Raw genomic sequence first — 15,913 nt, 5'->3', positions numbered from 1 at the left:
GCACGCGCTTTTACGTCAGCGGCCGGTGAAGCGCGGAGCGCGCTTCTCACGGAACGCGGCCATCCCCTCGGACTGGTCCTCGGCGGCGAACAGCGCGTGGAAGGAGCGCCGTTCGAACAGCAGCCCCTCGCGCAGCCCCACCTCCAGCGCCCGCTCCACCGCCTCGCGCGCCGCCATGACGGCCGGTTTGCCGTACGAGGCGACGGTCGCGGCGATGGCCGCCGCCTCCGCCGTCAGACGGTCGTCGGGGACCACGCGGGAGACCAGCCCGGCGCGCTCCGCCTCCTGGGCGCCCATGGTGCGCCCGGTCAGGATCAGATCCATCGCCTTGGCCTTTCCGACCAGTCTTGTCAGCCGCTGGGTGCCGCCGATGCCCGGCATCACGCCCAGCCTGATCTCCGGCTGACCGAAGGTGGCCGATTCCGCGGCCAGGATGATGTCGCACATCATCGCCAGCTCGCAGCCGCCGCCCAGCGCGTAGCCGGACACCGCCGCGATCTTGGGGGTGCGCAGTGCGGCGAAGGCGTCCCAGCCGGCGAAGTAGTCCTCGGCGAACATCTCGACGGAGGTCTTGGGCTCCATCTCCTTGATGTCGGCGCCCGCCGCGAACGCCCGCTCCGAGCCGCGGATCACGAAGCAGCCGGTCCCGGGGTCGCGGTCCAGCGGCCCCAGCGCCTGGACCAGTTCGGCCAGCAGCCCGCTGTTGAGCGCGTTGAGCACCTCGGGGCGGTGCAGCGTCACGGTGACGACGCGCTCATGCCGCTCGATCTTGATGAAGTTCACGATGTCTCCCTCGAAAGTCACGAGTCCCAGATGGCGCCGTACGCGGGGATCCCGCGGCACTCCATGCCGTGGACCACCTGCCAGGTGAGCTTCTTGTTGGAGATGCAGATGACGGCCTCGGCCCCGAAGTCCGCGTACGCGGCGTAGGCGAGCCGGACCATGTCGGGCTTGCCGTGTTCGGAGGTGTCCCAGATGAGCGCGTCGGGCTGAACGGCCAGGATCTCGTCCACCAGGGCGTCGCCGTAGGTCGTACGGGGTGTACGGGTCGCCCACACCAGCCGCGCCGGGACCTCCTGGGCCAGCAGGTGGGGGAGGCAGGGACCGATGCCGCTGCCGGTGGCCACGTAGACCACCTTGCGGAAAAGCGTCTCGATGTTGGCCACGCCCGCGGTGGTGATGCCCTTCACCCACACCCGGGACGGGGCGTCGTCGATGAACTTCCCGGTCCAGTCCCCGGCGCGGGAGATGGTGAGCCGGAATCCCGACTCGCCGGGCGCGGGCACATTGGCGAACGAGTGCCATTCCCGCAGCGGGTTGCGGCTGATCGCCGTCGAGGACCCGGCGAAGGGCGTCGCCCCATGGTGGAAACGGGCGAGCGCCACATGGGCGGAGGGGCGTTCGACGGCCACCGCCACCCGGCGCAGCCGCAGCCACGGCAGCGCGACACTGAAGGTGATCACGGCCAGCACCCAGACGCCCGGCGCCGTCAGCAGCCGCCCGGCGGTGGTCCCGCCACCCTTCCCGTCGAGCGTGGTCAGCACGGTCTGCGCCCAGAAGAGCGCGAGCGCCGCCCAGCCGCCGAAGCGGTGCGTCTTCTCGAAGCGGTCGTGGAACCGCGCCCGGAAGGGCGGCAGCGCCGTGGCCGTGATCCCGAGCAGCAGGACGATCAGGGCGTACGAGACGGCGAGTGTCGCGGCCGGGGCGGCGTGCCGGGTCAGCGAGGCCACCAGGGCGAGGAACCAGAGCGTGCCCGCGAGCGCCCCGCCGACGTGCGCCCCGCCGAAGTGGTAGACCTTCGCCAGCGTCCACCGGATCCTCAGCGGCCAGTTGACGGGCGCCGCGGTGGCGATGCGGAAGAGCAGATTGATGACGTACTGCTGGCGGATGACGATGGCGACCGCGAAGTTGACGAGCGCCGCGTCGGAGAGCGTACGGGGCGGGAGGCCATCACTCGAACGGGACAGCAGGAAGGCCAGGTTGACCGCCAGGACCAGGGCGATGAGACGGTTGTAGTGCATCAGGCGCGGATGCTTCAGCAGCCCGCGTACCCCCGGTGTCCGGGGCGGCAGTGGCGGCTCCGCGGTGCGCGGCGGCGCTTCGGCGCGGGGCGCGGGCACGCGGGGTGTGGTCACGACGCCACCCCACCGACCGTGCGGCGCTCGGCGGCCAGTCGCAGCAAGGCCGCCTTGTCGACTTTTCCGCGGCTGGTGAGCGGCAGCGCCGGCAGGGTGTGGACGGCCACCGGCACGCAGTAGTAGGGGAGTGCCCGCGCCACGGCCTGCCGCGCCGCCTCGGGGTCGACCCGCAGCGGGGCGGCGAAGGACACCAGACTCCGGTCGTCCAGCTTGAGCGTCACCGCGCGGACGCAGCCGGGGACCGCTTCGAGGACGGCCGACACCGAGTCCAGTTCGACCCGGAACCCCCGCACCTTGACCTGGTCGTCGGTGCGGCCCAGATGTTCCAGCTCGCCGTCGGGCGTCCAGCGGCCCAGGTCGCGGGTACGGAACATCAGCCGCCCGCCGCCGAGGAACGGATCGGGCGCGTACCGTTCCGCGGTGAGCCGCGGATTTCGCAGGTAGCCCGCCGACACGCAGTCGCCGCCTGCCCACATCTCGCCGGTCTCGCCGATGGCACACGGGCGCCGGCCGGCGTCCAGGACGTACACGGTGTTGTTGGGCGTCGGCCGTCCGATGGTCAGCCGCAGCGCCGCCGGGTCATGGCGCTGCATGGTGTTGACGATGGTGGTCTCCGTCGGCCCGCACGCGTTGTAGAAGGTGCACACCCGGGCCCAGCGGTCGGCGAGCGAGCGCGGACACGGCTCTCCGGCGACGGCCGCGACCTTGATCCGTCCGCACAGCTCCGGAGCGACCGCGCTGAGCACGGTGGGGGTCGCGATGACCACGTCCACCCGGCGTACGGTCTCGGCGATGTCGGCGCCGCGGATGACGAGGGTGGCGCCGTGGCTGAGGCAGCCGAGGATCTCCCACGCGGCCATGTCGAAGGCCACGTTGAGGATCTGGGACACCCGCATCCCGGGCCGCATCCCCAGGTCACCCGGCTCGGTGAGCAGGAGGTTGCACACATTGCGATGGGTGACGGTGACCCCGTTGGGCGCTCCCGTGGTTCCGGAGGTGAAGAGCACGTAAGCGCCGTCGCCCGGGGTCACGGGCCGGGCGGGTACGAAAGGTTCTGCGCTCGCCTCGCCATCGATGGGTTCGGCCATCGCGGTGTCGAGCGGGATGACGGTGTGGCCGGGCGGCGCCGGTATGCGGCCCGCGTATCCGGTCGTCGTCAGGATCACCCGGGTCGACGCCGTGCGGATGACATGGCTCAGCTGGGCCGGGGGCGCCAGCCCCGCGTCCTGCGGCACATAGGCCGCACCCGCCTTCAGGGTGGCCAGCAGGCCGACGAGCATGGGGAGGGAGCGCCGGACGAACAGCGCGACGTTGTCACCGGGGCGTACGCCCACGTGGGCGAGCCGGGCCGCCAGCCGTGCGGCCTGCCGGTCCAGCTCCCCGTAGGTGATCGTCTCGCCGAGGTGCTCGGCCGCGACCGCGAGCGGGGACGCGGCGGCGTGCCGCTCGATGGCCCGGTGGATCAGGGAGCAGGGCAGGATGGCCTCCGGCCCCCGGCCGAACTGCTGGAACAGCCTCCGGTCCGTGCCGGAGAGGTGCCGGAGGGGGTCGGCAGGCCAGTCCGGGCCTGCGCCCAGGGGCCTGCTCGGTTGCTGATGCACGGTGTGTATCCGCATATGTCGCCCACTCTCGTTCGACAAGTCGGTCATTGTTCGGCTGATGGAGCCGGGTGCGGGCGCAAAGGGCCCGGGTGCGGGTGGAGGGTGATGTGTGATGAGCCGCATGAGGTGCCGAGGTGGCACTTCGGCGAGGAGATCGGGCCGCCGTCGACCCGGTCACATGCGCATCGTGTGCCACGTGGTCATCAGCCGTCTGACGTGTTTGAGAGCTTAAGGACCCGTGCGGCGCGCACGGAAGACGGGCGACGGGCGCAAGTCGGCCAGGATCCCACTAGAGTGCGCCCGCGCGGAAAGATACGCCTTGTGGCGTTGATGACGACCTGGTAAGGGCCGAAGCGGGGCGGCGCCACCGAAACTGACGGAGTTTCAGTCCATGCGTCGATGGCCGAGAATTGCCCCGGATGATCCGGGCGGGCCATCCGGATAGCATGAACGGCCCACCCGCACCGCCCACGTATCGCCGCACGGAGACAGAGCCTTGGCCACACAACGGATCCCGGTCATTCTCATCACGGGCTTCCTGGGTTCCGGAAAAACCACGATGCTCAACCATCTGATGCGCGACAGCGCGGACACCCGGATCGGAGTCATCGTCAACGACTTCGGCAGCATCAACATCGACGCCATGGCCGTCGCCGGACAGGTCGACTCGATGATCCCCATCGAGAACGGCTGTCTGTGCTGCGCCGCGGACGCCTCCGAGATGGACGAGATGCTCGACCGGCTCACCGATCCCGAGCTGCGCATCGACGTCATCGTGATCGAGGCGAGCGGCCTGGCCGAACCGCAGAGCATGATCCGTACGCTGCTGTCCAGCGGCAATGAGCGCATCCGCTACGGCGGCCTGGTGGAGGTCGTGGACGCCGCCGAGTTCGCGAGCACCCGCGACCGCCATCCCGAGCTGGACCGCCATGTGCGCGACGCCGACCTGATCGTGCTCAACAAGACCGACCGGGTGGGGGAGGACGAGCGGCGGCGCGTCCTCGAAACCGTCGCCGAGATCGCCCCGGGGCTGCCCGTCCTCACCGCCGAACACGGCCGCGTCGACCCCGGTCTCCTCTTCGACCACGAGCCCCGGGACACTCCCGAAGCGCGCTTCCGGCAGCTCTCGTTCGCCGATGTGTGCGGCGAGAGCGACGACCACAGCCGCCATCTCCACGCCGCGTACGAGAGCGTCGAATTCACCTCGGCCGAGCCGCTGGACCCGCGCCGCTTCATGGAATTCCTCGACGCCCGCCCCGCGGGCCTCTATCGCCTCAAGGGCTTCGTCCACTTCGCCGGCGCCGACCCGCAGCGGAAGTACGGCCTGCACGCCGTCGGTGCGTACCTCCGGTTCCAGCCGGTGCCCTGGGAGCGCGGGGAACCCCGCACCACCCAGCTGGTGATGATCGGCACCGGCATCGACGCCGACACCCTCACCAAGCGGCTGACCGACTGCGTCGCGGCCGACCCGGACGAGCCCGACGAGCGGCACATGATGGGGGTGCTGCGCTACGTGGACCAGGAGGGCCGGGAAGCGCCCGACGCCATGTGACTATCGGCTCCCGAAATCCGGAAGGGTGACCGAGCCGTCCTCGGCGAGCGGGAACCCGGGGTTGTACGCGACCTCCCAGGCGTGGCCGTCCGGATCCGCGAAGGCACTGGAGTAGAAGCCGACGGCGTTGACGGCCGCGGGCTTGGTGACCGTCCCGCCGGCCTGCTCCGCCGCCGCGAGCAGAGCGTCGACCTCCGCCTCGGACCGCACGTTGTGCGCCAGGGCGATGCCGCCGAATCCGCCCGCGGACCCGGGCTCCAGCCCGCAGTCCCGCGCAAGCTTGTCGCGGCCCCACAGAACCAGCCCCAGGCCGCCCGCCTGGAAGAACACGGTCTCCTCGACTTCCTGCCCCCGCCAGCCCAGGGCCTCGTAAAAGGCCTTGGCGCGAGCGAGATCGGAAACGCCCAGCGTGACCAACGTGATGCGCTGTTCCATGAGGTCACGGTACGGCCGATGCGGGAAGTGCTCTGCGACCCGGCACCGGCTCAGACGGTCAGCATGGCCTTGATGGCGCGACGCTCGTCCATGGCCTTGTACGCCCCGGCGGCCTCGTCGAGCGGGACGGTGAGGTCGAGGACCTTGCCCGGGTTGATCTTGCGCTGCCATATCAGGTCGATCAGCTCGGGCAGGTACTCGCGCACCGGGGCGGGGCCGCCGTGCAGGTGGACCTGGGAGAAGAAGAGCTCCTCGCCGCTCAGGGCGACGTCATGGTTGACGCCCACGAAGCCGACGTGCCCGCCGGGGCGGGCGGAGCGGATCGCCTGCCGCATGGATTCCTGGGCGCCGACCGCTTCGACGACGGAATGGGCACCCAGGCCGCCGGTCAGCTCCTTGACCTTCGCCACGCCTTCGTCGCCGCGTTCGGTGACGATGTCGGTGGCGCCGAACTCGCGGGCGAGCTTCTGGCGCGGCTCGTGGCGGCTCATCGCGATGATCCGCTCGGCGCCGAGCCGCTTCGCGGACAGGACCGCGAGCAGGCCGACCGCACCGTCGCCGACGACCGCGACCGTCCTGCCCGGACCGGCCTCGGCGGCGACCGCGCCGAACCATCCTGTGCCCAGCACGTCGGAGGCGGCGAGCAGGCCGGGGATCAGGCCGGCGTCGGGCGTGCCCGGCAGGGGGACGAGGGTGCCGTCGGCGGTGGGGGATCAGATCTCGCAGGTGCCGCACGAGGCGACGAACGAGCCGATGACGTACTGGCCTGGCGTGACGTTCCGGACCTCGCTGCCGACCTCCTCGACGACGCCGACGTACTCGTGTCCCATCGGCATGGCCTCGGCGACCGGCTCGATGCCGCGGTAGGGCCACAGGTCCGAGCCGCAGACACAGGTCGCCGACAGCCGGATGATCGCATCCGTCGGGCCGGTGATCTTCGGGTCGGCGACCTCCTCCACACGGACGTCGCCGGGAGCGTGCAGTACAGCAGCGCGCATAAGAGTTGCTCCTAAGGTTTCGAGTGAAGCGGCCCAGGCGTGGTACCGAGGTGCGCGTCCCACGAAACCGCCCCCTCGCATGCGCGGGAGGCCGCGTTTATGGGGGGTACAAGCTCAACCCCCCTTGCCCGAAGTCCGGGCCGTAACTTGGAAGGCATAGAATGCCGCTCCGACAACCGCGAGGACATCTGTGGCTTCCTCTCCCGTCGGCGCGCCCAGCTCACCCCGGAGCAGGTCGGACTGCCCACCAGCGCCCGGCGCCGGGTGCCCGGGCTGCGCCGCGAGGAGGTCGCGGTCCTCGCGGGTGTGAGCACCGAGTGGTACACGCGGCTGGAGAGGGGCCACATCAGCGGCGTGTCCGAGGACGTCCTCGACGCGGTGGCCCGCACCCTGCGCCTGAGCGAGGACGAACGCACCTATCTGTTCGACCTGGCCAAGGCCGCCCAGCCAGGACCCGCGACCCGGCGCCGCCGCAAGGCCGTCGACATCCCGCCGCGCGCCCAGCGGCTGCTCGACTCCATGACCCTGTCCGCGGCCTTCGTCAGCAATGGCCGCCTGGACATGGTGGCCACTACGCGCTCGCCCGCGCCCTGTTCGCGCCGCTGTTCGACAGCGGTACGACGGATGAGGGCGGTCGCCCGAACTTCGCCCGGTACTACTTCCTCGACCGCGGCTCACGCGACTTCGCCGACGACTGGGACAGCGCCGCCAACATCACCGTCGCGCTGCTGCGCGCCGAGGCCGGCCGATACCCCAACGACAAGGCGCTGCGCGAACTCGTCGGCGAACTGTCCACGGCCAGCGCCGAGTTCCGCACCCGGTGGGCCGCCCACAAGGTGCGCATCCACCACGGTGGCGTCAAACGCTTCCACCATCCCGACGCCGGCCCTCTGGAACTCACCTACCAGCCGCTGGACCTGCCCGTGTCCGCGCACGAGGCGCACTCCCTGACCATCTACACCGCCGAGCCGGGCACCACGGACGAGGACCGGCTGAGGCTCCTCGCCAGCTGGGCGGCGACCCGGTTCCGGGAAGCGGAGTCCGAGAGCCGCTCACGTGGTCAGGGTGGTTCCCTGTAGCTGCTTGACGGCCCGAACGAGGGGTGCGAGCTCCGGTTCGGCGGATGCCTGGTCGAGGGCTTCACGCAGGGCGGTGTTGTGCGTGGGGCGGGCCTCTTCCAGCAGGCGCAGTCCCTGGTCGACCACCGCCGCCGTGCGCCATGCGCTGGAGGCCGGTTACCGCAGCATCACCGAGCACGGCATCGCCACTGAGGCCTGGGGCCCGCTGGCCCAGGGAGCGGTCCTCGAGGACGGGGCCGTGGTGCGCATCGCCGAGGCATCTGGCGTAACTCCGGCGCAGGTCGTGCTGCGCCGGTACCTGCAGACCGGCACCGATCCCGAGACCCTGAACTGACCGCACCGCACCACACCGCCACCGAGAAGGGCGCACCCCATGCAGATCGATCTCTCCGGCCGGACCGCCCTGGTCACCGGCTCCCCCAGGGCATCGGAGCGGCCACCGCCACCGGCCTCGCCCGCGCCGGCGCGCACGTCGTCGTCAACGGCCGCGGCGAGGAGCGCGTCGAGCGGACGGTCCGGACCATCCGCACCGAGACCGGCAACGAGAACGTCACGGGCGCCGTGGGGGACCTGGCCACCGAGGACGGCACCCGCGCCGTCCTCGAAGCCGTTCCCCGCGTGGACATCCTCGTCAACAACCTCGGCATCTTCGGCTCCGCGCCCCCGCTGGAGATCAGCGACGCCGAGTGGCGTCGCTACTTCGAGGTCAACGTCCTCTCCGCCGTACGCCTCATCCGCGCCTACCTGCCCGCCATGAAGGAGCAGGGCTGGGGGCGCGTGCTCAACCTCGCCAGCGACTCGGCCGTGGTGATCCCGGCAGAGATGATCCACTACGGCATGACGAAGACCTCGCTGCTCGCCGTCGGCCGCGGGTTCGCCAAGGAGGCCGCAGGCACCGGCGTCACCGTCAACTCCGTGATCGCCGGACCGACCCACACCGGCGGCGTCGAAGGGTTCGTCCGCGAACTCGTCGGCGACGAGCAGCCCTGGGACGAGGCGCAGCACGAGTTCATGGCTCAAGTACCGCCCGCAGTCGCTGATCCAGCGCCTCATCGAACCCGAGGAGATCGCCAACCTCGTCGTCCACCTCGCCTCGTCGTACGCCTCCGCCACCACCGGTGGCGCCGTACGCGTCGACGGCGGTTACGTCGACTCGATCCTCCCCTGACACAGATCGTCCGCGCGCTGAGGGGCGCCCTCCCCTTAGGGGATTCCCTATGCCCGGATGCGCAACCCTTCGGCGACTTCGGGTGTCCTGGTGGGTGTACGTGAGGTAAACACTCATCAACGAGCTGGAGGATTTGTGCGGCCCCGTTCCCTTTCCGCCGTCGCGCGCTGCGCGACGGTGGTCGCGCTTGTGACCACGCCCGCCTTACTCGCAGCCCCCTCGGCCGGCGCCGCCGAGGCCCGCGCCACCACCGCGGCCTCCGCGCCGCGGGTCGACTTCAACAAGGACGGATACGCCGACCTCGCCGTGTCCGCGCCGGCCGGCACCGTGGACGGCAAGAGCAAGGCCGGTTATGTCGCCGTCGTCTACGGGTCTGCCTCCGGTACGGACACCGGCCACCGGCAGATCGTCAGCCAGGCCACCGAGGGCGTCCCCGGCGACCCCGCTGCCTCGGCGTACTTCGGGGGAGAGACGGTCGCCCGCGACCTGGACGGCGACGGCTACACCGACCTGGCCATCCAGGTCGGCAACAAGCCCGCCGTCACCGTCCTGTGGGGCTCCGCGAACGGCCTGACCGGCGGCACCCAGCTGCCCGAGGGCGACGGCGACAACTTCGGCTACAGCATCATCGCCGGTGGCGACTTCAACGGTGACGGCCACGCCGACCTGGTCGACGAGGTCATCGTCAACAAGGGCTCGGATTTCGACGAGCGGACCGGACTGCGCGTGCGGTTCGGCCCGTTCACCCGTGAGGGCAAGGCGGCGGGAAGCGCCACCGTCGACACCGACAAGATCGACCGGCCGACCAGCCTGACCGCGGGCGACCTCAACGGCGACGGCAAGGACGAGCTGGTCAGCACCCACGCCTTCGAGGAGATGTCCGAGAACACTCTCGTCTGGAAGGGCGGCACGGACGGGCTCGGGAAGACGCCCACCAGGCTCACCGACGCCGCCACCACCACCATCGGTGACGTCGACAAGGACGGCTACGGCGACCTGATCGTGCGCACCGTCCCCGGCGGTGTCGTCGAGGACCTGCCGAACGACCACGGCACGCTCAAGGTGTTCTACGGCACCGCGTCGGGCCCGAGCACCACCCGCACCAAGACCATCGACCAGAACACCGCGGGCGTGCCGGGCGTCAACGAGGACGGCGACCAGTTCGGCTACTCGCTCAGCGCCGACGACGTCAACGGCGACGGCTACGCGGACGTCGCGGTCGGCATCCCGTACGAGGACCTGGAGGCCGGGCAGAAGGACGCGGGCAGCGTCGTCCAGCTGTACGGCGGCTCGGGCGGCCTGTCCGGGACCGGCGCCCAGGCGTTCACCCAGGACACCGCCGGGGTGCCGGGCGTCGCCGAGGCGGGCGACCGCTTCGGCGCGGCGGTGGGGCTCGCCGACACCAACGGCGACGGTGCGGCTGACCTCTCCGCCGGCGCTCCCGACGAGGACGGCGCCTACACCTCCAGCGGTGCCGCCTGGGTGCTGCGCGGCAAGCCGGCCGGTCTCACGACCGACGGTGTCGTCTCCTTCGGGCCCGACACGCTCGGCGCCCCGGAAGCGGGCGCGGCCCTGGGCGCTGGTTTCCCGCGGTAACCCGAACGCCGCGACGACTCGCCATCGCTGACCGATCCACCGTGCGCCGCTAGTTGACGATTCCTCATGTCTACTGGACGGTAGTGTCCATGGCGACGCATGCGACGCGAGGCACCGCGTCTTCAGGCATACGCAACGGCCGACCCCGAGCAGGTCGTACAGGGCTGCTCGGGGCGGCCGTTCTGCTGGTGGCCGCGGTCGTCGCGGCCCCGGGCACCCCGGCGGCCGCCGCCGAGGCGCCGTGGTTCGGCGGACCGGCCGCGGACGAGGTGACGACGGACGGGACCCGGTTCGCCGATGGCCACGGGCGCGAGGTCGTGCTCCGCGGCTTCAACGTCTCCGGCGAGACCAAACTGGAGGAGAACAACGGCCTCCCCTTCGCCAGTGCCGCCGACGCCCGGAAGTCCGCCGCCGCGATGCGGACCCTGACCGGGGCGAACTCGGTGCGCTTCCTGCTCTCCTGGGCCCACGCCGAACCCCGGCCCGGCGAGGTGGACACCGCCTACCTGGAGCAGGCCACCGCCCAGATGAAGGCCTTCCTCGACACCGGAATCCGGGTCTTCCCCGACTTCCACCAGGACCTCTACTCCCGCCACCTCTTCGACAAGGACAGCTGGTACAGCGGCGACGGCGCCCCCAAGTGGGTCGTCGACGCGGGCGGCTACGGCAAGGAGTCCTGCGGCATCTGTGCCCACTGGGGCCAGAACATCACCCAGAACCAGGCCGTCATGAAGGCCACCCGCGACTTCTGGCACAACCGCGCCCTGACCACCAGCGCCGGGACCGTGCGCGTCCAGGACGCCTTCCTCGCCACCGCCGAGAAGACCATGTCCTACCTCGCCCAGCACCTCTCCGCCGACGCGTTCGCCCGCGTCACCGGCTTCGACCCGCTCAACGAGCCCTACGCGGGCGTCTACGACAGCGGTGAGAACAGCCGCACCTGGGAGAAGAACGTGCTGTGGCCGTTCTACGAGAAGTTCCGCGCCCGCATGGACGCCGCGGGCTGGCGGGACAAGCCCGCCTTCGTGGAGCCCAACATGTTCTGGAACTCCAACCTGGGCTTCCAGCGCCAGGAGGGCGGGCTGCTCGACGTGGGGAAACCCGGCTCCCGCTATGTCTTCAACACCCACTACTACGACCAGAAGGCCATCTCCGGCATCTTCATGCCCGGCAAGGCCGCCGACGGCCAGTACGCGACCGACTTCGGCGCCGTCCGCGACCGCGCCACCGCCCTGGGCACCCCCGCCGTCATGAGCGAGTTCGGCCATCCGCTCACCGGCTTCACCTCCGACAAGGCACCCACCGTCCTCAAGGGCATGTACCAGGCGCTCGACTCCCGCCTGCCCGGCGCCACGTGGTGGACCAAGCCCGCTGCCTCCGGCCCCGCTCTCTCCTCCACCCAGTGGCAGTGGGACATCTACAACGGCCGCCACCACGAAGCGATGAACGGCAACGCCTCGAAGACCCTCACCGAAGGCGACGCCTGGAACGACGAGGACCTCTCGGCCGTACGCCTCGACGACTCCGGCAACGCCCAGCTGCGCCAGGACGCCCGGCTGCTCGACCGCCTCTACCCGCGCGCGGTGGCGGGCCGCACGCTCGCGTTCACCTTCGAGGACCGCTCACGCGACGGAAGCACCACCCTCAGCTGGGACCGCATCCCCAGCTCCCTCCCCAACGTCGCGAAGCTCACCGGCTCCGGCCGCTACGGACTGCTGGTGTGGCGCTCCGACGGCCGCACCGACGCCCCCACCGAGCTGCACCTGCCGCGCGACTTCGACCCCGCCGCCACCACCGTCGTCTCCGACCTGGGCACCGTCACCGGCCCGCCCGCGTACACCGCCCAGGGGCACACCGCCGACCACCCCATCGCCACCGCGGCCGAGCCCGGCGGCGCCGACGCCCGCCGCCTGGTGTTGTCCGCGCCTACCGACGACACCGGCACCCTGCACTACGCCCTGGTCGCCGACGGTACGGCCGCCCCCTCCGCAGAGCTGCGCGCCGCCGCCCAGAAGGAATTGACCCGATGGGCGGCGGACGCGGGCTTCTGAGGTCGGGGGCGCCAGGTCACCAGCGGTGGTGCACCTGCGCACGGATCCGGCGGTCGTACAGCTCGCCGACGGCCTCCAGGGTGGACGGCGGCAGCGGCGGCAGCCCCGCTGCCGCCGCGTTCGCCCGCGCCTGCTCGGGCGACCGCGCGCCGGGGATGACCGAGGTCACCCCCGGCTGCTGGACGATCCACCGCAGCGCCGTCTGCGCGGGCGTGGCACCCTCCGGCGCCAGCTTCCCGAACTCCACCGCCGCCTCGACGCCCTCCTCGAAGTCCACTCCCGAAAAGGTCTCACCCTGGTCGAACATCTCGCCGTGCCGGTTGTACGTGCGGTGGTCGTCGTCGGCGAACAGCGTGGTCCTGGTGTACCGGCCCGACAGCAGACCGGACGCCAGCGGCACCCGCGCGATGATCCCCACCCCGGCCTCGGCCGCCGCCGGAACCACCTTCTCCAGCGGCTTGAGCCGGAACGGGTTGAGGATGATCTGCACGCTCGCCGTCCCCGGCCGGGCGATCGCCGTCAGCGCCTCCTCGCAGGTCTCCACGCTGACCCCGTACGCCGCCACCCGCCCCTCGTCCACCAGCGTGTCCAGCGCGTCGAACACCGCGTCGGTGGCGTACACCGAGGACGGCGGGCAGTGCAGCTGCACCAGATCGAGCGTGTCCACACCCAAGTTGGCGCGCGAACGGTCGGTCCACGCACGGAAGTTGTCCAGCGTGTAGTTCTCCGCGACTTGCGGCACCCGCCGCCCCATCTTGGTGGCCACGAAGATGCCGGCGTCCGGCCGGTCCCGCAGAAAGCGCCCGATGAGCTGCTCGCTGCGCCCGTCCCCGTACGCATCGGCGGTGTCGAAGAACGTCACCCCCGACTCGACGGCCGCCTCCAGCACGGCCAGCGCGTCCGCCTCGCTGACATCGCCCCAGCCCGCGCCCAGCTGCCAGGTTCCCAGCCCGACGACGGAGACCTCGCGGCCGGTCCGGCCGCACACCCGCTGCTCCATGGTCACGCTCTCCTCCCGCGATCTCCTGTGATGCGGCTCACCGTACCCGCACCGGCCGAACACGGTTCCGGCCGACCCCTCGCGGGCGGCCCCCGGTGTAGCGTGATGGCCATGCTTTGACGCCCGCCCCGCGCCCGGGGTCCACCGCTTTCTCCTTCGCCTCCGCTCCGAAGGAGAAACCGCCATGACCACCCTGACCGTCGCCCTGCTCCAGCTCGCCCCTCCCGGCCGCGGCCTGCGGGCGAACCTCGCCACCGGCGACGCCGCCTGCCGCCGGGCCAAGGCCCTCGGCGCCGACATCGTGCTCTTCCCCGAGATGTGGAGCAACGGCTACCGCCCGGCCGTCACCGACGAGACCACCGGTGACCGCTACCGCCACCCCCGGCTGTGGGACGACGTGCCGTCCCAGCCGCCACTGCCCGAGCCCGAGGCCGTATGGGGCGATGAGGCGATCACCCGCGACGGGCCGTTCGTCACCCACTTCCGCGAGTTGGCCGCCGAACTCGAGATGGCCATCGCGCTCACCTACCTGGAGAGGTGGGACGGGCCGCCGCGCAACACCGTCTCCCTCATCGACCGCCACGGGCGCCTCGCCCTCACCTACGCCAAGGTGCACACCTGCGCCTTCGACCTGTCCGAGGCCGTCCTCACCCCGGGCGACGACTTCGAGGTGTGCGCCCTGGACACGGCGGCGGGCGAGGTCATGACCGGGGCGATGATCTGCTACGACCGGGAGTTCCCGAAGAGCGCCCGGGCCCTGATGCTCGCCGGAGCGGAGCTCGTCCTCACCCCGAACGCCTGCGACCTGGAGGTCAACCGGCTCAGCCAGTTCCGGACCCGCGCCTACGAGAACATGACCGCACTGGCCATGGCCAACCACGCGGGCCCCGGCTGGGGGCACTCCATCGCTTTCGACGGCATCGCCTTCGCCGACGGGCGCTCCCGGGACATGCTCGTGGTCGAGGCGGGCGAGGCCGAGGGCGTCTACCCGGCGGTCCTCGACCTCGACGCGCTCCGCGAGTACCGGCGCCGCGAGACCTGGGGGAACGCGTTCCGGCGCCCCGCCGCGTACCGCGCCCTGACGAGCCATGAGGTGCGCGGGCCGTATCTCAGGGTGGACCAGGGCGGTGCCCGGCCCCCCGGCGCAGAGGTGCCGTGATACTTGTCAAGTACCTACAAATACATCATGTGAGCTGCGGCGATTGATGTCGGGGTACCGGGCTAGTAGGGTGCGGCGCATGTCAGCACTCAACGTGGAATTCAGCGATCGGGAACTTGAGGACCTCCGCCAGATCGCCAAGGAGCGCGGCACGACGATGAAGGCCCTCGTCCGCGAGGCGACCGTCGCCGACATCGCCCGCCACCGCGCCCTGCAGGAAGGCGCCGAGGTCTTCCGCCGCTTCTTCGCGGACAACGCGGACGCCTTCGCGGACGCGTTCCCGGACGATGAACACCGACACCCGGGACAGGCCGCCTGACGATGCCGCCGCTTCATATCGACATCTCGTGGCTGCTCCAGCGTCATGAGGAAGTCCTGCCCGAACAGCCGGCCATCTCCGACTTCTCGGGGCTGGTCGCCGCCGTGGCCAGGCACCGCGTCGACCCACCGCGCCTGGGCGTCGACCCCGACCCGGCGTGGCGGGCCGCCGCGCTGCTGCACACGCTCGCCACGCTCAAGCCGCTCCCGGCGAGCAACGCGCGCTTCGCCAGCGCGACCGCCGTGGCCTATATGCACGCGTCCGGCGAGGGCATCGACCCGCCGTACGGTGCGCTGATCGACCTGGTCCGCGACATCCTGTCCAGCAAGGCGGACGTCTTCGACGCGGCCGGCCGCATCCGCTCCTGGCGTATCTGACCACGGCGTTCCGCTCAGGTCACGGGAACCGAGGCCGCCTCGGCGGCCGGTGTCTCCGCCGCCTGCGCCCGTTCCGCCTCGGCGAGCTTGCCTGCCGCGTACGGGGCCAGCCCGCCGCCGATGGTGAGCAGTCCGCGGTGGCGCAGCGCCGTCAGCGGGTCCAGGACCGAGGCACGGCGCACCGGGGTGGGAGTGGGCTCGACGAGCACGATGGTCGCGATCAGGGCGATGGCCATCAGGACCGACACCCCGAAGAACGGCCCGCGCCAGCTGATGCCGCCGAGTTCGCCGCCGGGCAGTGGGCCGGCCGCGATGCCGATGCCCAGGGCGGTCTCGTAGAGGATGATGGCGCCGGCGAATCCGCCGCCGCGCTGAAGAGCACGATGAGCACCAGGCCGGCGACCCGCCCAGACGCTGACGGTGCGGGGATCAGCGGACAA

11 protein-coding genes and 6 pseudogenes are annotated in these 15,913 nt (G+C 71.3%); 9 read left to right on the top strand and 8 right to left on the bottom strand.

Annotation, left to right across the window (positions count from 1 at the left end; translation table 11 throughout):
* Nucleotides 1-15: 15 nt before the first annotated feature.
* Genes ACH4SI_RS23145 through ACH4SI_RS23135 form a run of 3 tightly spaced genes read right to left on the bottom strand, consistent with a single transcriptional unit; the run spans nt 16 to nt 3,754 of the window.
* A complete protein-coding gene (locus ACH4SI_RS23145) occupies nt 16-783 on the bottom strand; it encodes an enoyl-CoA hydratase-related protein (RefSeq protein ID WP_398298465.1) in 768 nt (255 codons plus the stop codon).
* A gap of 17 nt (nt 784-800) precedes the next feature.
* Complete coding sequence (locus ACH4SI_RS23140) at nt 801-2,135, bottom strand: hypothetical protein (protein ID WP_398298463.1); 1,335 nt, start codon at nt 2,133-2,135, stop codon at nt 801-803.
* Entirely contained in the window at nt 2,132-3,754 is a 1,623-nt protein-coding gene (locus ACH4SI_RS23135) for an amino acid adenylation domain-containing protein (protein ID WP_398298801.1), read from the bottom strand. Before ACH4SI_RS23135 ends, ACH4SI_RS23140 begins: the two co-directional genes overlap by 4 nt.
* A gap of 481 nt (nt 3,755-4,235) precedes the next feature.
* Between ACH4SI_RS23135 and ACH4SI_RS23130 the strand changes: the two genes are divergently transcribed.
* Nucleotides 4,236-5,291 (top strand): CobW family GTP-binding protein, encoded by a 1,056-nt coding sequence (locus tag ACH4SI_RS23130; RefSeq protein ID WP_398298461.1) that lies wholly within the window; start codon nt 4,236-4,238, stop codon nt 5,289-5,291.
* Here the strand turns inward: ACH4SI_RS23130 and ACH4SI_RS23125 are convergent, their stop codons facing one another.
* Together ACH4SI_RS23125 and ACH4SI_RS23120 are read right to left on the bottom strand one after the other, a co-directional pair.
* Nucleotides 5,292-5,726: a VOC family protein gene (locus ACH4SI_RS23125; RefSeq protein ID WP_398298459.1), complete on the bottom strand. Its 435-nt coding sequence runs from the start codon at nt 5,724-5,726 to the stop codon at nt 5,292-5,294.
* A gap of 50 nt (nt 5,727-5,776) precedes the next feature.
* Nucleotides 5,777-6,724, bottom strand: a pseudogene (locus ACH4SI_RS23120) (zinc-dependent alcohol dehydrogenase family protein).
* A 156-nt stretch (nt 6,725-6,880) separates the two neighbouring features.
* On the opposite strand from ACH4SI_RS23120, the pseudogene ACH4SI_RS23115 reads away from it, so the two are divergent.
* A pseudogene (locus ACH4SI_RS23115) lies at nt 6,881-7,803 on the top strand (helix-turn-helix transcriptional regulator).
* Here the strand turns inward: ACH4SI_RS23115 and ACH4SI_RS23110 are convergent.
* Nucleotides 7,777-7,929: pseudogene (locus tag ACH4SI_RS23110) on the bottom strand (MarR family transcriptional regulator); the annotation flags it as partial. The pseudogenes ACH4SI_RS23115 and ACH4SI_RS23110 overlap by 27 nt on opposite strands.
* 46 nt (nt 7,930-7,975) lie before the next feature.
* On the opposite strand from ACH4SI_RS23110, the pseudogene ACH4SI_RS23105 reads away from it, so the two are divergent.
* The 4 genes and pseudogenes from ACH4SI_RS23105 to ACH4SI_RS23090 form a co-directional block, all read left to right on the top strand.
* Nucleotides 7,976-8,113, top strand: a pseudogene (locus ACH4SI_RS23105) (aldo/keto reductase); the annotation flags it as partial.
* Nucleotides 8,114-8,176: 63 nt separating this feature from the next.
* Nucleotides 8,177-8,971: pseudogene (locus ACH4SI_RS23100) on the top strand (SDR family NAD(P)-dependent oxidoreductase).
* Between the two features lie 189 nt (nt 8,972-9,160).
* The gene (locus ACH4SI_RS23095; RefSeq protein ID WP_398298457.1) at nt 9,161-10,567 is read left to right on the top strand and encodes an FG-GAP and VCBS repeat-containing protein; all 1,407 of its coding nucleotides are present in this window, start codon (nt 9,161-9,163) and stop codon (nt 10,565-10,567) included.
* An 89-nt stretch (nt 10,568-10,656) separates the two neighbouring features.
* Nucleotides 10,657-12,618: a cellulase family glycosylhydrolase gene (locus ACH4SI_RS23090; RefSeq protein WP_398298455.1), complete on the top strand. Its 1,962-nt coding sequence runs from the start codon at nt 10,657-10,659 to the stop codon at nt 12,616-12,618.
* A 16-nt stretch (nt 12,619-12,634) separates the two neighbouring features.
* Here ACH4SI_RS23090 and ACH4SI_RS23085 read toward each other — a convergent pair whose 3' ends face one another.
* Nucleotides 12,635-13,618, bottom strand: a complete 984-nt coding sequence (locus ACH4SI_RS23085; RefSeq protein WP_398298799.1) for an aldo/keto reductase — start codon at nt 13,616-13,618, stop codon at nt 12,635-12,637.
* A gap of 184 nt (nt 13,619-13,802) precedes the next feature.
* Between ACH4SI_RS23085 and ACH4SI_RS23080 the strand changes: the two genes are divergently transcribed.
* The 3 genes from ACH4SI_RS23080 (at nt 13,803) to ACH4SI_RS23070 (ending at nt 15,473) form a co-directional block, all read left to right on the top strand.
* Complete coding sequence (locus tag ACH4SI_RS23080) at nt 13,803-14,777, top strand: carbon-nitrogen hydrolase family protein (RefSeq protein WP_398298453.1); 975 nt, start codon at nt 13,803-13,805, stop codon at nt 14,775-14,777.
* Between the two features lie 79 nt (nt 14,778-14,856).
* Nucleotides 14,857-15,096 carry a hypothetical protein gene (locus tag ACH4SI_RS23075; RefSeq protein WP_014057435.1) on the top strand — a complete coding sequence of 80 codons (240 nt, stop codon included), beginning with the start codon at nt 14,857-14,859 and terminating at the stop codon, nt 15,094-15,096.
* Between the two features lie 2 nt (nt 15,097-15,098).
* Entirely contained in the window at nt 15,099-15,473 is a 375-nt protein-coding gene (locus ACH4SI_RS23070) for a toxin Doc (RefSeq protein WP_398298451.1), read from the top strand.
* A 116-nt stretch (nt 15,474-15,589) separates the two neighbouring features.
* Here the strand turns inward: ACH4SI_RS23070 and ACH4SI_RS23065 are convergent.
* A pseudogene (locus tag ACH4SI_RS23065) lies at nt 15,590-15,838 on the bottom strand (MFS transporter); the annotation flags it as partial.
* Between the last annotated feature and the right edge of the window lie 75 nt (nt 15,839-15,913).

Source organism: Streptomyces sp. NPDC021212, from assembly GCF_044332925.1.
Taxonomy (GTDB): domain Bacteria; phylum Actinomycetota; class Actinomycetes; order Streptomycetales; family Streptomycetaceae; genus Streptomyces.
The sequence above is the reverse complement of the archived record's forward strand: the minus strand, read 5'-3'. Positions and strand labels throughout refer to the sequence as shown.